Annotated in this window: 18 protein-coding genes; 5 read left to right on the top strand and 13 right to left on the bottom strand. The window is 42.3% G+C overall.

Annotation, left to right across the window (positions count from 1 at the left end):
- Positions 1-47: 47 nt before the first annotated feature.
- From ACFS6H_RS14510 to thrS, 10 genes are all read right to left on the bottom strand, one after another.
- A complete protein-coding gene (locus ACFS6H_RS14510) occupies positions 48-1262 on the bottom strand; it encodes an exo-beta-N-acetylmuramidase NamZ family protein (protein ID WP_386100251.1) in 1215 nt (404 codons plus the stop codon).
- Positions 1263-1509: 247 nt separating this feature from the next.
- Positions 1510-1761 (bottom strand): hypothetical protein, encoded by a 252-nt coding sequence (locus tag ACFS6H_RS14505; RefSeq protein WP_386100248.1) that lies wholly within the window; start codon positions 1759-1761, stop codon positions 1510-1512.
- 119 nt (positions 1762-1880) lie between these two features.
- Positions 1881-2108, bottom strand: a complete 228-nt coding sequence (locus tag ACFS6H_RS14500; protein WP_386100245.1) for a hypothetical protein — start codon at positions 2106-2108, stop codon at positions 1881-1883.
- A 71-nt stretch (positions 2109-2179) separates the two neighbouring features.
- Positions 2180-2635 carry a hypothetical protein gene (locus tag ACFS6H_RS14495; RefSeq protein ID WP_386100242.1) on the bottom strand — a complete coding sequence of 152 codons (456 nt, stop codon included), beginning with the start codon at positions 2633-2635 and terminating at the stop codon, positions 2180-2182.
- A 99-nt stretch (positions 2636-2734) separates the two neighbouring features.
- Positions 2735-3214, bottom strand: coding sequence for a GNAT family N-acetyltransferase (locus ACFS6H_RS14490; protein ID WP_386100239.1), 480 nt, complete (start codon positions 3212-3214; stop codon positions 2735-2737).
- Positions 3215-3249: 35 nt separating this feature from the next.
- Entirely contained in the window at positions 3250-3891 is a 642-nt protein-coding gene (locus ACFS6H_RS14485) for a DMP19 family protein (RefSeq protein ID WP_386100237.1), read from the bottom strand.
- Between the two features lie 22 nt (positions 3892-3913).
- Entirely contained in the window at positions 3914-4717 is an 804-nt protein-coding gene (locus ACFS6H_RS14480; RefSeq protein ID WP_386100234.1) for an alpha/beta fold hydrolase, read from the bottom strand.
- Positions 4718-4867: 150 nt separating this feature from the next.
- Entirely contained in the window at positions 4868-5527 is a 660-nt protein-coding gene (locus tag ACFS6H_RS14475) for a hypothetical protein (protein ID WP_386100231.1), read from the bottom strand.
- Positions 5528-5902: 375 nt separating this feature from the next.
- Entirely contained in the window at positions 5903-6538 is a 636-nt protein-coding gene (gene infC / locus ACFS6H_RS14470; protein ID WP_386100228.1) for a translation initiation factor IF-3, read from the bottom strand.
- A gap of 173 nt (positions 6539-6711) precedes the next feature.
- Positions 6712-8670 carry a threonine--tRNA ligase gene (gene thrS, locus ACFS6H_RS14465; RefSeq protein ID WP_386100225.1) on the bottom strand — a complete coding sequence of 653 codons (1959 nt, stop codon included), beginning with the start codon at positions 8668-8670 and terminating at the stop codon, positions 6712-6714.
- A gap of 227 nt (positions 8671-8897) precedes the next feature.
- Here thrS and ACFS6H_RS14460 point away from each other — a divergent pair, with 227 nt between their 5' ends.
- Entirely contained in the window at positions 8898-10004 is a 1107-nt protein-coding gene (locus ACFS6H_RS14460) for a hypothetical protein (protein ID WP_386100222.1), read from the top strand.
- A gap of 316 nt (positions 10005-10320) precedes the next feature.
- Complete coding sequence (locus ACFS6H_RS14455; protein WP_386100219.1) at positions 10321-11157, top strand: hypothetical protein; 837 nt, start codon at positions 10321-10323, stop codon at positions 11155-11157.
- A gap of 49 nt (positions 11158-11206) precedes the next feature.
- On the opposite strand, the gene glmM is transcribed toward ACFS6H_RS14455, so the two are convergent.
- The 3 genes from glmM to ACFS6H_RS14440 all read right to left on the bottom strand — a co-directional run bounded on the left by glmM (position 11207) and on the right by ACFS6H_RS14440 (position 15374).
- Positions 11207-12595 carry a phosphoglucosamine mutase gene (gene glmM, locus ACFS6H_RS14450; RefSeq protein ID WP_386100216.1) on the bottom strand — a complete coding sequence of 463 codons (1389 nt, stop codon included), beginning with the start codon at positions 12593-12595 and terminating at the stop codon, positions 11207-11209.
- Positions 12596-12897: 302 nt separating this feature from the next.
- Positions 12898-14871, bottom strand: coding sequence for an LTA synthase family protein (locus ACFS6H_RS14445; protein WP_386100213.1), 1974 nt, complete (start codon positions 14869-14871; stop codon positions 12898-12900).
- Between the two features lie 302 nt (positions 14872-15173).
- A complete protein-coding gene (locus ACFS6H_RS14440; protein WP_386100210.1) occupies positions 15174-15374 on the bottom strand; it encodes a hypothetical protein in 201 nt (66 codons plus the stop codon).
- Between the two features lie 360 nt (positions 15375-15734).
- On the opposite strand from ACFS6H_RS14440, the gene ACFS6H_RS14435 reads away from it, so the two are divergent.
- The 3 genes from ACFS6H_RS14435 to ACFS6H_RS14425 all read left to right on the top strand — a co-directional run bounded on the left by ACFS6H_RS14435 (position 15735) and on the right by ACFS6H_RS14425 (position 18313).
- Positions 15735-16337 (top strand): phosphatase PAP2 family protein, encoded by a 603-nt coding sequence (locus ACFS6H_RS14435; RefSeq protein ID WP_386100207.1) that lies wholly within the window; start codon positions 15735-15737, stop codon positions 16335-16337.
- An 18-nt stretch (positions 16338-16355) separates the two neighbouring features.
- A complete protein-coding gene (locus tag ACFS6H_RS14430) occupies positions 16356-17648 on the top strand; it encodes a hemolysin family protein (RefSeq protein ID WP_386100204.1) in 1293 nt (430 codons plus the stop codon).
- A gap of 143 nt (positions 17649-17791) precedes the next feature.
- Positions 17792-18313, top strand: a complete 522-nt coding sequence (locus tag ACFS6H_RS14425) for a hypothetical protein (RefSeq protein ID WP_386100201.1) — start codon at positions 17792-17794, stop codon at positions 18311-18313.
- Positions 18314-18315: the final 2 nt, after the last annotated feature.

Below are 18315 nucleotides of genomic sequence, written 5' to 3'. Positions count from 1 at the left end.
TCCTTTCCGTTTTTGCTAATAATGAATAATTATCCGAGACCAGCCTATTAAGGATACAGCAGGTATTTTTTACGCATGGTTTTATATTCACTTAAACCAGGCTCCCAGCTTGCCCGGATCTCCTGTTCAGATTTACCATCAATGATCTGCTGGCGGAATAAACCGGAGCCGATCAGTCTTTCAATCACCCCCATTTCCTTGCTTAATTCGCTTTTAAAGAACTGCTCCTTATTGGGTGATGCTTTATACAGCTCCATGATCCATTGCAGGTTGATCTTTTTCGTTTTACGTAATTTTTCAACATCATAATTGCGCAGGTCAAGACCATAACAAAGCTGATTCATGAACAGCGGCGTTTCCGACATTCCTTTAATGCTGGTTGGTGTATAACTGAAATCATATTTACCTTTCAGGTAAGGACTGCCAAATACGGTAAATGGGTACTGCGTACCGCGGCCGTGATTCAGGTAGGTACCTTCGAACATACAGGTAGAGGGATATAGTAAAATAGACTGAGGCGTATTTAGGTTGGGCGAAGGGTTCACCGGCAGTACATAGGGCATATCATGGTTATAGTTGGCCACTTTAATAATTTTCAACGCACATTTTACTTTACCGGTAAGCCAGCCTTCGCCATTCGCCATCTGGGCAAATTCGGCAACGGTCAGTCCATGCGACATGGGCACGGGGAACATACCAATACCCGATTTGTATTTCATATCCAGTATGGGGCCATCAATTAAATAACCATTGGGATTAGGCCGGTCAAGTATCAGCAATTCTTTACCGTTTTCTGCACAGGCTTCCATTAACCGGGACAGTGCATTGATATTGGTATAAAAACGGCAACCCACATCCTGCAGGTCATAAATAACGATATCAACATCGGCCAGATCGGCTTTGGTAGGTTTATTTTTTTTGCCGTATAAGGAGATAATAGGAATACCCGTTGTTTTATCTATTTCGTTTGATACTACAACACCTGCACTCGCATTACCACGAAAACCATGTTCAGGACCAAATACTTTTTTAATATCAATGCCCAATGATTGCAGACTGTCCACCAGGTGTTTTTCTCCAATGATCGTGGTCTGGTTAGCCAGCAACGCTACCCTTTTCCCTTTCAGGTAAGGCAGGTACAGATCGGTTTGCTCTGCGCCGGTTTTAATTTTTGTTTCCGCGGGCAGATCAAAAGCCGCCGGCGGATCATTACGGTTAATACAAAGACTTAAAACCAGCGCAACGGCAATTAGATATTTCATCGTTATACATTTTTGCATATGGCCAACCGAAGGGTAGTAATTTATAACCTGCATCAGTTAATAACCAAGGTAAAATAATACGCTAAAGTTAAGTGATTATCGTAATGCCATGTTGTTAACTAAACAAAGAATAAACCATATATGCAGCTTTAATCAGGTTTTACTTTTTATAACTTTCCAACTGGTACCCTAACCGCAAAATCCGTCAGGATTTAGATTTTATAGCATACTATAACTAACCACTATTTCAATAAAACTCATTTTCCATTGGTACCAGGTCCTGCAGTTTGGGCAGCGGCCTTATCCATATTTTCTTCCTGGTATTACTTAGTATCTTACCATTGTCTGATCGCTCAGTCTTTTCGGCCCTGATGCCGGTAGACAGGTTAAAATCTGTGGTAGTCATCTCGCCGATACCATTCGCATTTACCATGGAAAAGCCTATCAATTCAAAATTCCCGTTACGAAACCTGAATGTATGTTCAAAATGTCCACGCAATAATTGAAAGTTTATATTTAGTGTACCATTCCTGATAGTCACATCCCCAAAGCCATTTCCTGTTATATAACCACCCCGGCCTTCGGGGTATTGCGGTTCAATTATTTTTGAGGAAGCCGTTACCAGTTTATAGCTCCCGGATTTTTTTTAAAAAATATTTGCACCTGGTATGGTGCCGTTTCGCTTAAAGTGTCCTGGGTTACTATTACTTTATCCGGTAAATTATCTTTATTTAAATCACCGGTAACGGTCATTATAGTATGATCAAAATTATACCGTGTGGTGTCCGGTTTTGCAAAGCTATTCACCTGCAAAACAGTCAGCAGGATAATTAAAATTTGTTTCATAGTGTTGGTTATCGCATTATCGTTAAACTACTCAGCCCTATGCTTGTGAGTCATATAGTAAAAAAAGCATACTAGGTAAAAACAATCGTATCATCCTTTAACTCTTTTGCGATGATCGCTTTTCTCGGGTAAAAGGCCGAAGTGAGTACCAGTTGTAGTATCATAAAATACAATACAAAATTCTTTTGTGTTATAATAAGAAAAACACCGGTCAGGGCAATAGATACTAAGTTCCAGCCTAGTCTTTTTTTGTAATGAGCTTCATATTTTTTAAATCGTTGTTCATAATCGGTAGTTTCTAATATTTCGTTCAATGCTGTCTTGCTGTTAAGACTTTGTACATAAGTCCAGACAAAAAGAGGAATAGTAAGATACCAGGTATTTATCTGTCTTAACTTAGGGCCGGCCTCACCGGAAACAACAAAAATCACAGCCACATAACTTAGAACAGCAATAATGACTGATACAACAAAAAAACCGGTAAAGTATTTCTTAAGTGACTTAAGATCGAACACAGGAATATCCATAAACTTTTTAACTATAATATTGGCAGATGTGGAATTGGTGTAACAGAATAAATATACAATTCATTTTGGCAAATGCGTAACGATAGGCGACTAAATATATCAGACAAGTTTATAAAGATACTCTTCAATCTCTGCCTGTCTTGCATTCGCAAAACCCTTGTCCGTTCCAACTCTTACAAAGCCTGCTTTTTCCAGTACTCTTTGCGAGCCATAATTGTCAAATGCCGTACTCGCATGAATGGGCCTGGCCGGTTCTATTTTCAAGAAATGATGCAGGGCGGCAGAAGCGATACCACGCCCCCAGTATTCCTTGTCGATCCAATAGGTAAGCCCGGCTTCATTCTGCAGTATAAATTTTGCGATGCTGCCGACAATCACGCCATCCAGTTTTATGGTGCGCATATGGATAGTAGGATCGGCCAGGTGTCTACTGTATTTCTCCAGGTAAGCGGCTTTATCAGTGGGATCCTTAGCGGTAAATGCGGCTAAATAATTGGCTTCCTGGTCCAGTTGAAATTGAAAGAAGGTATTCAAATCTTCCTGTTCAGTTTCGCATAATATTATACTATTATCTACCATATATTACACAGTTAGGTGTTATGCAACTATATTACTTACTTATCTGTAAAATCAGTCTTATGACTTCGTATGTACGCTATTTGTAATTCAGATAAACTTTCTTTTTTATAAAGATCGTAAAATCTTTCATCAAGTTTATTTAATGGATTATCAACATAAGACTCACTAAACCCTTCTAATGTTCCGTCCTGATGTTGTGTTATTTTGGCGTTTTCTTTTTCAAATAGATCGTTGGCATTTTGCATTAATCCGGCAAACTGTTTAGCCCCGACAAGTTTTAGAGCGGCCGGAAGCTGTTTATAGAACTGTCCGCTGAAGTTAAAATAAAACTGGTTAAAACCACCATTGTTTACCTCGGCTTCTAACATCCATATCATGTAAATAGCCTGCCTTGATTTATTCCAACTCATCACCGTGGCATAAACATTTTGATGATTTTCAGGTTGTTTCCCAGATAGGTTATCAAAAATCACCTGAATTAATTTATTATCCGGTATCGTATCAATGATTTGTTCTGTTAATTCTTTGTATACAGGCCTGTTTACAAAATCATTCAACGATTGGGTAATTTGTTTATCTAATTCTGTAGACTTTTCCTTTTCATGACTATCCGAACCAGCACAGGCAATCAGTCCTAGGGCGAAAAAAATAATAATTGCAATAAATGTTTTCTTCATGGCTTATTATAAGCTTACTATATCATTTGGCTTTTTTGTTTAAGAACTTTTCGATCATCGGAACGACCATGTCAGAGTCTGTAAAGTCGGGTGTTATGGTCGTTATTTCACCAATATAAGCCCCATGCCCACCTGGGATAATAGCCAGTTCGGCACTTACCAGTTTCCGGGATAGTTCAATAGCATGTTCAGGAGTAATTACATCTTTGTCACCAATGATCACTAAAGCAGGTCCTTTAATTGCCTTAAGCTGTTCATCGGGAATATCTTTAAAATCAACCATCCTTTTTGCGTCCCTGTCGTGCATAACCTGTAATCCACCGGTATCCGGGGCCACCTGTTTGTATGCTTCCTGCAGTTGGATTGGCATGTTTTCGAGTGTTGCCTGTTTCATAAAATCCCAGAACCATTCCGGAACACCATTGCGTTTGGCAAGGGCTGAACCCAGAATCATTTTGTCAACCAGCTCCGGGTGACGGATCGCTATTTGTAAAGTGGTGGTACCACCATTGCTGAAGCCCAGGAAATCTGCCTTATCAATACCCAGGTTTTTAAGCAGTGCAGCCACATCATCCGCATCCTGTTCAAAGGATGAATCGGCATCCCGGTCGCTGGTGCGGCCATGCGCCTGTAGTTCCATTGCGATCACCTGCCTGTTTTTTGCCAGCAGGGGAATAAGTTTCGCAAAGTTGGATTGAATGGTGGAGCCACCGCCATGAATGAGCACAATGGGCTTACCCTGCCCGTACACTTCATAATACATGTTGAGCCCATTTACTTCGGCGTAACCGCTGTTGAAAGCCAATGTATCTGTTGTTGTTTGCATTTTGAGAGTACTCTTTTTTGCCCGTCTAATGTCTTATTGGAGCCTTAATTAATAATTACCTCTATTTTCATTACTTATTCGATACAAATAAAGTCCGACTTAATTTAAGCTGAGTTGTAAGAAGTAATTTTTTGCCCTTAACCACATTTTTCATAGTCTCGACCCAACAATAATTTTAATTGTTCCTGTAGAAGGTCGAATTCGTTCATGCGGAATTGTCTGTATAAATTTTATTTCACAAGTTTCAAACGCAGCCAAGAGTGTGGACAATGGTGTATTTTTATCATAAGGTTTTGGCTCAGTCTTATCCGAGACAGCAACAATTATCCGAGCATCGTCAGACATTATCATTCCTCCTTCTCTTAAATCAAACGGGAGAGGATGTCCTAAAGGATCGTCATTTTTTCCAGTCACTGGTGAGTTAACATTCCAACCTGCGGCTTGAAGTGCCATCCAAATAGAATAAGCGAGTAAGTAAGCTTCGTTATCATGATTGAAGTATAAAATCTCAACATTACCTTTATCCCGCCCTTCTAATACTCTAACAAACTTGTCATTGTCAAAATGTCTCCATGCAATTCGCTTTTGTAAGTTTAATAATTTTGTTTCTGCTTCAATTCTTTTCAAAGACTCCTGTTCGACTTTGAGGTTAATTTCCGCAATTATTTTTTTATCCGCTTTTGCTGCTAAATCCTTTTCTTTTCCTGACTGAATTTGAACCCAAATTAGTATCGCAGCAAAAATTACAGTAGCTATTTGAAGAAAGTTTGCCCAGCTATCATATGTCATTGTTTTTATTCTTTTTAACATCTGAGATAATAAATCAAATTTCTAAAATGAAGTACACCATAACTCTAGGAGTCATTTAACTCATAACTAATATAACAAAAAATCGAATATTATAAACCATTTCATTATTACACAAAATTAAGCAATAAGTGATTCTATATTTAAAGCCCAAAGGCTGCCCGATTGGCAGCAGTAGCTGCACCGTGCCGGGGATAGGCAGCATAGCCGTTGCACTACTGCCAAAAGCGGGGACTATAGCTGAACAGGGATATACAGCTGACAGCCCCAATACTAATGCGTTAATTTGCTGATTTGATAATTTGCTAATGAAAAACAGAAAGGCAAAAACGACAAAGCTCCCGTAAACGGGAGCTTTGATAAGAAGTATGTTTGATACTATTTCTTTTTACCTTTTGGCGCAAACATGGCCAGCATACGGCGGCCTTCCAGCTTAGGCATGTTTTCGAGGATACCTACTTCGGCCAGGCGTTCGGCAAATTTCAGTAACAATAACTGCCCGCGATCCTGGAACTGGATAGCACGGCCTTTGAATTGTACATAAGCTTTTACCTTGTTGCCGTCTTTTAAGAATCCTTCGGCATGTTTTGCTTTAAAGTCAAAATCATGATCGTCGGTATTAGGCGTAAAGCGGATCTCTTTTACCTCGGAGACCTTGCTCTTTGCCTTCATTTCTTTTTCCTTTTTCTTTTTATCGTAAAGGAATTTATTGTAGTCGATGATCTTACATACCGGGGGATCTACCTGCGGAGAAATCTCCACCAGGTCTAACTCCTGATCCTGCGCCATTTTAAGCGCTTCCTGGGTAGAATAAATACCTACCTCTACGTTGTCGCCCACAAGACGGACCTGTGGTACACGTATATGATGGTTAATTCTGTGCTCGGCTTCTTTGCGGGGAATAAACCTGCCTCTGCCGCCTTTGTTAAATCCGCCACCGCCGCCGCCGGGCTTAAATCCGCCCTGGCCGGGTGGTCTGCTGAACCCGCCACCGGGTTTTTGTGGTACTGCCATTTACGTTTTTTAAATGAAGTCTACCTCCTGCAGGTAAACGTTTTTGCTGTTTTTTAAAACCCTCAATTCAGGATACGAGGTTGGTTATGTTGATTATTTTTTGAAATTACTACATTTTTGGATAACCGTTTTTTTTATTTACCGGATTTAAATTATCCGGCAACAAACGGTCATTAGCCTGCAGTTACTTCGGGGGTATCGGCCCTGCGTTCTTTTATTTCTTCTACTACCTGCAGCACAAACTCCTCCAGCGGTTTTGCTCCCAGGTCGCCCTTGCCCTGCCGCCTGATAGACACCTGCTTTTCATTCATTTCCTTCTCACCCACCACCAGCATATACGGTATTTTCAATAACTCGGTTTCCCGGATCTTTTTACCAATTTTTTCCTGGCGGTCATCTACCTCGGCACGAATATCCGCTTTTTTCAGTTTGGCCTGGATCTCTTTGGCATAGTCCAGGAATTTATCGCTGATCGGCAACACCTTTACCTGTACCGGCGCCAGCCATACCGGGAATTTGCCGGCATATTGCTCCAGTAAGAAACCGATAAACCTTTCATGTGTACCTAATGGTGCACGGTGAATAATCAGCGGGGTTTCGGGTTTGTTATCCTGCGATGTGTATTGTAATTTAAAACTGCGGCCCTGTGAAAAATCGACCTGGTTGGTAGCCAGGGTAAATTCACGGCCGATAGCACTATAAATCTGTACATCAATTTTGGGGCCGTAAAACGCCGCTTCGTCCTGTACTTCCACAAAAGGAATGTTGGACTCCGTCAATACATTACGTACCATGGCTTCTGTTTCTTTCCACAGTTCCGGCTCGTTCACATATTTTACACCCAGCTTTTCAGGTGAGTGCAGGGATAAACGCATTACATATTTATCAATACCAAAGATCTTGAAGTATTTCAGGTACATATCATTTACCGCACGGAATTCGTCGTTAAACTGTTCCTTGGTGCAATAAATATGCGCATCGTTCATATGTAAACAACGTACCCGCATTAAACCAAATAACTCACCACTTTGTTCGTAACGGTAGACGGTACCATATTCTGCAATACGGTAAGGCAGGTCACGGTAACTTTTAGGCTCCGCCGCAAATATTTTGTGGTGGTGCGGGCAGTTCATAGACCGGAGATAGTATTTTTCACCGTCCATTTCCATGGGGGGATACATACTGTCGGCATAGTAAGGTAAGTGACCGCTGGTCAGGTACATATTTTCTTTGGCAATATGCGGGGTTACCACCCTTTTATACCCGGCTTCGGATTCAGTTTCCTTGGCCAGCTTTTCCAGTTCTTCAATCACTACAGTACCATTCGGTAACCACATAATTAAACCCTGGCCCACATCATCATCCATGGTATAGATGCTTAATTCCTTACCCAGTTTGCGGTGGTCGCGTTTTTTCGCTTCCTCCAGCATATGCAGGTATTCGTCCAGCTCTTTCTGGTTAGGGAAGGTAACACCGTATACACGGGTCAGCTGTTTGTTTTTTTCATCGCCTTTCCAGTAAGCGCCCGCTACATTGGTAAGCTTAATGGCCTTAATAAAACCGGTATGCGGGATATGTGGCCCACGGCAAAGGTCAGTGAACTGGCCCTGGCTGTAAAAGGTAATACCACCGTCTTCCAGGTTTTGTAACAAATCCAGTTTGTACTCATCCCCTTTTTCAGTGAAATAACCTACCGCCTCATTTTTCGATATTTCTTTACGAACAAAAGCATTGTTCTGCTTTACCAGTTCGTTCATTTTTTTCTCCAGTGTGGCCAGGTCTTCCTCGGTTATCTTGCGATCGCCCAGGTCAATATCATAATAAAAGCCGGGAGGGTTTTCGGTAGGCGGGCCTACCCAGAATTTCGCGCCGGGATATAATGATTCGATAGCTTCGGCCATTACGTGCGCCGAAGAGTGCCAGAATGTTGTTTTACCTTCCTTATCGTCCCACGTCAGTAAGTTTAAAGCAGCATCGCCCGTTATAGGCCTGGTTGCATCCCAAACCTCACCATTTACTTTTGCTGCCAGTACTTTCCTGGCCAGCCCCTCTGAGATAGACTTGGCAATGTCCAATGCCGAACTCCCTTCGGCATAAGATCTGATCGCACCATCCGGAAACGTAATATTCATTTGTTGCTGATTGAATCGTCTGTATTACCTAACAGTAATCTTTTGATATTAAAATTGACTCCTGTACCTGCCCATAATTGCCTGATTGCCCAATTATAAGAAAGTAGTAAAAGTTGGCAAAATTAACAAAGTCTTTCCGGAGTGCAATGAGTCAATCGTTACAAATTCATTAGTTTTGGGTTGTTATGAGGTTTTTTTTGTTATCAATATTGCTAACAAGCCAGTTTTTGCTTGGTTTCACCACTTTTTCAAACGCTCAAAATATTGACGGGATCTGGCGCGGGTACTTTATTACCGATGACGGGGACCAATACCGCCTGGAAATACAGGTGAAAAGAAACGCCTCCAATGCCGTTCAGGGTGTTTCCTACTCCTACTTAGACGTACGGTTTTACGGTAAAGCTACCATGACCGGCACCTACGACAAAGCCAAAAAGAAATTACGGGTTTACGAGATAAAAACAGTGGAAATTAAAAGTTCCACAGGCGATGGTGCGGCCATTATGAATTATGACCTGCAGTATTCCAAATCGGGTAAGGAGGAGTTCCTGGAAGGCACTTATTTAGGCCGGTCGGAAGTAAAAGGCATGCCCAACCCCTATGAATGGGGCCAGAGCGGTGGTGGTAAGGTTTTTTTAAGACGGGTAATAGAGTCCAACTTTTACGTAGAACCTTTTTTACGCAATACGCCCAGTGTTACCAGGCCCAAACCTAATGCGCCCAATACCAATAAAACCGAAACAGCTACCATAAAACCTAAAACGCCCAGTACAAGCACCAATACCACGGTAAAAAACAATAAAACAACTCCTCCGCCTGTGAATAAACCAGCGGTACAAAAAACGCAGCCTGTACAAAAGCCTGCTGAAAAAGCGACGGCTAAAGTAAACACACAGGTGAATGTACCTGACACGAAAACGGAGCTGAAGCCGGTACCACCCGTTGCCAATACCAATAACCTGCCGGTGCCCAAACCGGCCATCCTGAAAACAAGGAGCAACGAGCTGATGAAATCGCTGGTAGTGAACACCAACCAGGTTACCATCAAATTGTATGATAACGGGGAAATTGATGATGATACCATCTCGGTATATGTTGATAATAAGTTGATGCTGGCGAAAAAACGTTTATCCACTGTGCCCATTACCCTTAACCTGACCCTGGATAATGAGGGCGACGAATACGAGATCGTGATGGTGGCAGAAAACCTGGGCCGGATACCGCCAAACACTTCCTTAATGGTAGTAGACGCCGGCGACAAGACCTATAAAGTGCAGATCACTTCCAATGAACAGAAAAATGCGATGGTAAGGCTGCGGTACGAAAAACCATAATTAAGATATAACGCTGAACGCTTAAAGCTAAAAGCCGGAAGCGGCTACTTAAAAGGTTCTATGAAACATTATTTTTATTATGTACCCAACCTCAGTTCCCTGATGAATCACCTGTTGCGTCGCACACTGCATCGTTCTGTCCATTAATCAACTGGTTAAAGTCCCAACTTTAATACTTAAAACCATAACGGTGGCCAAAACATTAAACACAGAACTTTAAACTTCCTAAGCGGCTTTGTTACATTTATTATAATTTTATAACCGTTGCTGTAATTTATAGCAGTTGGTAATGGCTATTTGCTTATTTTCATTTTTCATGAAAAGAACGGCTTTTTTCCTTTTACTCTTATGTACTGCCCCGATGGTATTCGGGCAGAATATCAATGGTATCTGGAAAGGGAAACTGGTGATGGAACCAGGCGGCTGTTTTCCGGTGTATAATATTGAACTGCAAATTACCCTGACCGGCTCCCGGATCAGCGGCAATTCTTACCATTTTTCCGATACTACCAATTTTGTAAAAGAAATATTTGAAGGCAGTTTTGACTCCACTTCCAAGGTTTTATTACTGAACGAGCTGAGCGTAGCCACCTTCCGCATACCAGCCGATTGTACCCCCTGTATTAAAAAATTTACCCTTACCTACCATACGGATGGCAAGGAAGAACAATTGCGTGGCTCGTGGACGGGCAAAACACTGGATAAAAACACCGACTGCCCGCCGGGAAGCATTGTGCTAACAAGATTCCAGAAATCCTCCTTTGAACCACCACCGCCAAAAATTGATAATAAACTGATCGAACTGGTAAAAGAGATATATGTGGATACCGGCATTGTGAAGATCGCTTTTTATGACAATGGCCATATTGATGGTGATACCATATCGGTATATGTGAATAAAATACCGGTGATCAGCCGGCAGATGTTATCCTTAAAAGCAGTGACCACTGAAGTATATGTAACGCGGCAAAACCAGGTGCATGAGGTAGTGATGGTGGGTGAAAACCTGGGCAGTATTCCGCCTAACACAGCCTTAATGGTGATAACGGCCGGGGAGGAACGGCATAAACTGAATCTCTCCTCTGATGAAAAAAAGAATGCGATGGTAAGAATTATTTACAAAGATCCTCATAAAGTGGATATAAAAGAATAAGGAGGTAATGATTACCTCCTTATTCTTTTATGTGTTACTGATGACCAGATCAGGCTATAAATTCCTTGATATCCTGCATTAATTTGGTAGCAATATTATTGGCTTTGCTTTCAAAATCGCTCTCGGCATAAATACGGATGATGGGCTCCGTATTGGAAGTGCGCAGGTGTACCCAATCGTTATCAAATTCTATTTTAATACCGTCCTCTGTATTGATCGGGTTTTTCTTGTATTTGTCTTCTATCTTTTTAAACAGGGTCACTACATCAATTGATTTTTCCAGTTCAATTTTATTTTTGGAAATAAAATAATCCGGGTAATTGGAACGCAGCGATTTCACCCCGTTTTTATGGCCTGCCAAGTGACTTAAAAATAACGCGATCCCGATGAGGGCATCACGTCCGTAATGAAAATCAGGCACAATAATACCTCCGTTGCCTTCGCCGCCTATAACAGCATTATGGGCTTTCATTTTCTCCACCACGTTCACCTCTCCTACCGAGGAAGGGAAGTATTCGCCGCCATGTTTCAGGGTAATTTCTTTTAAGGCCTTGGTGCTGCTCATATTACTTACGGTATTGCCTTTTTTATGCTGCAATACATAATCAGCCACCGCCACCAGGGTATATTCTTCACCAAACATGCTGCCATCCTCGCAAACTAATGCCAGGCGGTCCACATCGGGGTCAACAGCAATACCCAGGTCGGCTTTTTGTTTAATGACTTCGTTGGTCAGTTGTGTGAGGTGTTGCGGTAAGGGCTCCGGGTTATGGGCAAATTTGCCATTCACTTCCTCATTCAATACAATTACCTGCTCCACGCCTAATGCCTTTAACAAAGCCGGAACATAGGTTGCACCGGTTGAGTTAACCGCATCTACCACCACTTTAAAGTTCTTGGCAGCAATGGCTTCCTTATTTACCAGCGGGTAAGCTAAAATGGCGTCAATATGTTTTTGTAAATAAGTATCGTCGGCTATAACCGTTCCCAGTTTATCAACGGATGCATAATTAAAATCAGCGGTCTCCGCCAGCTCCAGTACTTTTTTACCCCAGTCAGCAGAGATAAACTCACCCTCGCTGTTCAATAATTTTAAGGCATTCCATTCTTTGGGGTTATGGCTGGCAGTAATAATAATGCCGCCAATTGCACCTTCGGCTTTTACTGCTACTTCCACGGTAGGCGTAGTGGATAAACCCAGGTCTACCACATCAATGCCCAGGCCAACCAATGTATTCGTCACCAGGTTATTCACCATGGCGCCGCTGATACGTCCGTCGCGTCCTACTACAATTTTTTTGTTACCAGTACTATTTTCTGCCAGCATCATACTGCCGAAAGCAGCAGTAAACTTCACAATATCCAAGGGGGTCAGGTTATCACCAGATCTACCACCAATAGTTCCTCTAATCCCGGAAATACTCTTGATCAACGACACAGTATAAAATATTAAACGGTTAAAACAGCTAGTGTTAATAAATTGATTGCAAAAAGCGCCTGCTTATTCATGCCGGTACAATATCCTGTAAAAAAGTGTAATTATCCCCGGAAGAATAACCTATCTTTCCTTCTTACAGCACCATATCATCCGAATACGCAAAGAACTTTTTCAGTAGCCCAAAAATAAGTCTTTCTTGCAATTTGGAAGGAGTAAAGATGCCCTGTAAGGGTATATTTTTCGAAAAAACGTTTGCACAGCAGTGTTAATGACTATTTTTTAATATTCACTACACAATCAGATCAATAATCTTTATTATTCATCAGCATATACCGCGCCGTTTCAAAAATGGCGGTGGTCTGCTGCGATAAACGGTTTTTTATGGAATCCAGCTGTTTATCTGTATAGTTCTTAGGCGAGCGGCTCATATACATCAGCTGTCCCTGCGGGTAATTCAGGTTTTTGGTAAAATAAAATTCGTCGGTAACCAGACCGATGGTACCAGCCGTATTGGTGATAAAAGCAAAATTATTTTTCTTGGCTGTATCCAGCACATTCCGTCCGAGTGTAGTATTCACATAAGGCTGCTGAATAAGCCCCGCAATGGTGGGCAGTACATCTATCTGTGAAACCACTTCAGTTCTTACACTGGGCTGAAATAAGTGTGGCGCATAGATCAGGAAGGGCACATGTTCATCGGTAAGCCTGGCTGTTGTCCATACCGGCGGATACATTTCCGTAGCATTACCTGCCACACCATGATCGCCAATAAACACAAAGATGGTATTATGGAAATAATCTTCTTTCTGTGCAGCTTCCATGAATTTTTGAAAGCTGTAATCGGAGTAACGGAAAGTATTGTATTCATCCTCCGATTCAAAACCATATTTCAGCAGCTCTTCTATCGGCACCGTTTTTTTCACAAAATCAGTATCGGCAGCGGGTATCATATAAGGCCGGTGATTATAGGCCGTTTGCACAATGGCAAAGAATGGCTTTTTCTCCTGTTTAAATACTTTATTGGCTTCATAAAACAGGTCCTTATCACTAATGCCCCATACATTCACCGGCTGGGCGGTAAAACTCCCCTCGGTATGCATCTGCAGGCCATCTACATTTTTCAACAGGCCTTCAAAATTATTAAAGCCGGCACTGCCGCCTAAGAAATAGTGTTTATTATACCCTTCAAAATTATCAATGATGGTATGTTGTTTTATGGCCAGCGGGTTACGGGTCGAAAATTTGAACAGCTGTACATCGGGTATGCCGGTAATGGTAGCAAAAAGTCCGCGGGCTGTTGAAAAGTGAGGGGTAAAACAACGTTCAAAGAAAATACCGTTTTTACAGAGGGAGTCAAAGAACGGTGTGGTATTTAAAGGATTCCCGCTCATGGTACTTTTGTACATGCTGAACGATTCGCAGAGCACCAGTACCACATTGGGCTTGCTCTCCAGTGCATTACTGCCGGGCGAAATGATCCTTTTGTAATTGAATTTTTCCTTATCCCTTAACTCTAACATATCGGCCACTACCGGGAAGTTTTTACGGGCCAGTTCCTCACTGTATACCGGCTGGCGCAATTGCAGGGTGGAGAAAAAGTTCTGCAAAGGATTCAGGGCCAGGTATGAGCTGAAACTGCCGTTCAAAGAAAAACAGGCCTTGGCAGATAAAGGTTGCAAGGCAAAACGTCCCCAGATAAAAAATAACAAGATAATACTGCCGATAATGAAATACTTTCTGCGGTGTGGAATTTTATGCCCGTCAGTACGGGTAATAATATGCCAGTGACTTTTAAAGTACATCCAGCGGAATAAAAGTACAGCCACCAGTAAGCCCAGTAACATCCAAAACAAGGGATAGGTCTGCCACATCATCCTTACAGAAATGCCCGGATCTTCCACAAAGTTCATGGCGCCGGCATCCAGCCGGGTCTGGTTATAGGAAAAGCTGCCCATATCGGCTGCAAAAAAGAAGAAGACAAAGAAGGTAATGAATACCAGGTAACCCGTCCATATGGCTTTATTTCGCGAGGAATAAAAAGGCGTCAGGCGGGGTACAATACTGCACAGTACAATGGGTAACAGGATAATGCTTATCCAGCGCATATCGTATTGTATACCCATCAGGAAAGAAGGTATCACATCGGCAAAAGAAACATGCCCGGGTTTAAAGGCAAAAAAAGTAGCCAGCCGGAAAAGTGTAAATATGGCAAAAAAGAGCACCAGTAAATTGGTGACCCACAGTATTGTTTTAGGTAGTTTATACTTAACTAACATTTGCCTTTTACATTTTACCTGCACTATAACCGGTACCCTGCTGCAGAATCCTGTTGACCCTGGCCCTGCACAATGATACGCCGCTGAGGTGTAACAGGTTACCAACTACAAAGCAAAGCAAAAAAAATTTGTTTACCATACCGTTCAGCCACATTGGTATAAAAAAAGCCCGAAACAAATCGGGCTTTAATACATTTTACATTTGACCCGTTTAAAAACAGGCCGTATATGCGAATGGTTGTGTTGTTGTAATAAAAAATCAGGTAGTACACTTTGTGTAATACATGATTTGTGAAAAGAAATTAGCTCCTGTAGATCCTGCCCATGGCAGTTTTAGACTGGCGGCGAATATTCCATAAATTACCGGCTGTGAAAGAACGGGTGTTCCTGGCAGCTGGTACGAAATGTTCGCTTGTAGCTATTGTTTCTTTTACTTCAGCAACTAATTGTTGCAACGCTTCTGGCTCCATCTGTATTACAGATGGCAGTACACTTGTTTTCATCTAAAAACTCTTTTTGTTGTTAAAAATAAATCCCCCCGTGAGCTATAAAGTGCGAAGAAGAAACCTGAAGAATCGTTAAAGTAAGAAAAGGCTCTGAACTATCACTTGTGCAAGTACTTGGTATTGCTCAATTGCGGTGCAAAGGTACCACCATTTAGCTTCATATGCAAGCAAATTTGGCAAAAGAAATGTTAATGCTGCCCTTACTGTTACAGCCGGTAAAAGCTTTGTACAAGCGGTAAATACGGTTTTTTGAGGCCGGGTAACGGTCAGCAGCAATATTTTAGCAAATAAACCCGGCGTCCAATTTCTTTGTATACGGAATAGCTACATCTTTGCAGTTCAAAGCCAGGCATTGCAATGACCCTTACTTTATTAGCATCATCATTTTTAGAAACCCTGAAAGAATGGGATAACAGTTTGTTCACCCTTATTAACGGCAAACTGACCAATGACTTTTTTGACACACTGATGCCTTTTATGCGGAATGCCATGAACTGGGCCCCGCTTTATTTATTTGTGGCCGCTTTTGCCGTTATCAATTTTAAGAAAAACGGCTGGTGGTGGGTACTGTTTTTTTTAGCCACTGTTGCCATGACCGACCTGATCGGCAATTACGGCTTTAAACATAACTTCCAGCGTTTACGTCCCTGTAACAACCCCGAACTGGGCACTACCATCCGCATGATGGTGGATTATTGTTCCGGTGGTTTCAGCTTTACCTCCAACCATGCCGCCAACCATTTTGGTATGGCCACCTTCTTTTACTTTACCGCCCGCCCCTTCTTTAAATATGCCTGGATAGGCTTTGTATGGGCCGCACTGGTAGGCTATGCCCAGGTGTATGTAGGGGTACACTACCCTTTTGATGTTTTAGGCGGCACCGCCCTGGGCCTGATTATTGGAACATTTACCGGCAAGTTGTATAATAAACGATACGGAATTAGTATCTTCGATAAATAACCAATGTAGTTACTATTAATGGAAATATTTATACTGGCAGGTCTTATCCTGCTAAATGGTCTTTTTTCAATGGCTGAGATCGCATTGGTATCTGCAAAAAAATCCAGACTGGAAGGCCAGGCCAACAAAGGGGACAAAGAAGCTGCCGAAGCTTTAAAACTGGCCAGCAAACCCGAAAATTTTCTTTCCACTGTACAAATGGGCATTACCGTTATCGGTATTTTAACGGGTATTTACTCCGGTGAACAAATTACTGATGATTTTGCCGCCTTCCTGGCGCAATGGCCCGTATTTGCCAAATACAGCTATGGCATTGCCACGGCCATCGTGGTGATCATTGTTACCTATTTTACCATCATTTTCGGCGAGCTGGTGCCTAAACGTATCGGCCTTTCCAAACCGGAAAGAATTGCCAAACTGGTGGCCCGCCCCATGCGGATATTAAGCATCATCACCCATCCCTTTATCTGGCTGCTGAGTAAATCCAGCAACCTGATCGTAAATATTTTCAGCCTTAAATCAAACGACAACCAGGTAACGGAGGAAGAGATCAAGGCCATTATCAGTGAAGGTACTGAACAGGGTACCATTGAAGAGACCGAACAGGAGATCATTGAAAGGGTGTTTCACCTGAGCGACCGGAACATCACTTCCTTAATGACCCACCGCAGCGATATTATCTGGTTTAACCTGAACGATACCGAAGATATTATCAAGGAGAAAATAATGAATGAGCCCCATTCCATTTACCCCATCTGCGATAATAATATTGATGAGCTGAAAGGCGTGGTATCTATCAAAGACCTGTACGTGAGTCCCGACTATACCCGTTTCAGGGACCTGATGCGCCCGGCTTTATTTGTGCCGGAAAACAATACGGCCTTCCAGGTAATGGAACGTTTTAAAGAATCCAAGCTGCATTCATGTTTTATTGTAGATGAATATGGCAGTGTATTGGGAATGATCACGTTGAATGATATTCTGGAGGCTATTATCGGCGATATGCCACAGCCTGATGTTCCCGATTACGAGATCATTGCCCGCGAGGACGGCTCTTACCTGATTGATGCCCAGATACCGTTTTACGACTTTTTGGCCCGTTTTGAGCAGACCGAATGGATGAATGAAGGCGAACAGGAATTCGATACCCTGGCCGGCTTTATTCTCCACGAACTGGAGCGTATACCCCATACCGGTGACAAAATTGAATGGAAGGGTTTCACCATCGAGATCATGGATATGGACGGTCACCGCATTGACAAGATACTGGTTAACATCAACGACAGTATCCGCGAACAAATGGACGAGTAAACAGTTGTTTTTATTTTTGTTTACAGGCAACAGTAACACCCGTCATCGTTCCTTGCGTCGCACACTTGTACTACAGTAATCCTGCTCATCAATTCATCATTCACCATTCATAATTCATAATTTATCATTCATAATTCTGAACCGTGGATCTCGAAGCACAGCTATTGCATGAACACTCCCGTGCCAACTGCGATGTAATCGTGAACTGGATTGGTGCTTCCCAAAAAAAATTCGACCAGTTATTCCACCTGTTCCTGCATGGTAAAGCCCTGGTTACACAAAGAGCTGCCTGGCCTTTGAGTTATGCGGTGCGTCAACACCCCCGTTTTATTGATAAACATTTCAGCAGTTTGCTGGACAATCTCTCCCGTCCCGGTATTCACAATGCCATCAGGCGTAATACCATGCGGCTGTTACAGGATATGCCTATACCCGAACAATACCATGGACAGGTAATGGATATCAGCTTTAATTATATCATGGACCCCAAGGAAAAAGTAGCGGTAAAAGCCTTTTCGCTTACCGTGCTGGGCAATATGCTGCAGCAGTACCCGGAGATTGGCCCGGAGATAAAACTGATCATTGAAGACCAGTGGGAGCACCAGACGGCCGCTTTTTATTCCCGGGCAAAAAAGCTGCTGCATCAACTGGAGAAAAAGAAATAAGG

It is taken from the genome of Terrimonas rubra, assembly GCF_042686025.1.
GTDB lineage: Bacteria > Bacteroidota > Bacteroidia > Chitinophagales > Chitinophagaceae > Terrimonas > Terrimonas rubra.
This window is presented reverse-complemented; position numbering and strand designations above follow the sequence as displayed.

Bases quoted from the DNA above. Each gene is read 5' to 3' on its own strand.
- ACFS6H_RS14510 (WP_386100251.1), bottom strand. From the start codon at position 1,262: ATGAAATATCTAATTGCCGTTGCGCTGGTTTTAAGTCTTTGTATTAAC.
- ACFS6H_RS14500 (WP_386100245.1), bottom strand. From the start codon at position 2,108: ATGAAACAAATTTTAATTATCCTGCTGACTGTTTTGCAGGTGAATAGC.
- ACFS6H_RS14495 (WP_386100242.1), bottom strand. From the start codon at position 2,635: ATGGATATTCCTGTGTTCGATCTTAAGTCACTTAAGAAATACTTTACC.
- ACFS6H_RS14490 (WP_386100239.1), bottom strand. From the start codon at position 3,214: ATGGTAGATAATAGTATAATATTATGCGAAACTGAACAGGAAGATTTG.
- ACFS6H_RS14485 (WP_386100237.1), bottom strand. From the start codon at position 3,891: ATGAAGAAAACATTTATTGCAATTATTATTTTTTTCGCCCTAGGACTG.
- ACFS6H_RS14480 (WP_386100234.1), bottom strand. From the start codon at position 4,717: ATGCAAACAACAACAGATACATTGGCTTTCAACAGCGGTTACGCCGAA.
- ACFS6H_RS14475 (WP_386100231.1), bottom strand. From the start codon at position 5,527: ATGTTAAAAAGAATAAAAACAATGACATATGATAGCTGGGCAAACTTT.
- infC (WP_386100228.1), bottom strand. From the start codon at position 6,538: ATGGCAGTACCACAAAAACCCGGTGGCGGGTTCAGCAGACCACCCGGC.
- thrS (WP_386100225.1), bottom strand. From the start codon at position 8,670: ATGAATATTACGTTTCCGGATGGTGCGATCAGATCTTATGCCGAAGGG.
- ACFS6H_RS14455 (WP_386100219.1), top strand. From the start codon at position 10,321: ATGAAAAGAACGGCTTTTTTCCTTTTACTCTTATGTACTGCCCCGATG.
- ACFS6H_RS14445 (WP_386100213.1), bottom strand. From the start codon at position 14,871: ATGTTAGTTAAGTATAAACTACCTAAAACAATACTGTGGGTCACCAAT.
- ACFS6H_RS14440 (WP_386100210.1), bottom strand. From the start codon at position 15,374: ATGAAAACAAGTGTACTGCCATCTGTAATACAGATGGAGCCAGAAGCG.
- ACFS6H_RS14435 (WP_386100207.1), top strand. From the start codon at position 15,735: ATGACCCTTACTTTATTAGCATCATCATTTTTAGAAACCCTGAAAGAA.
- ACFS6H_RS14430 (WP_386100204.1), top strand. From the start codon at position 16,356: ATGGAAATATTTATACTGGCAGGTCTTATCCTGCTAAATGGTCTTTTT.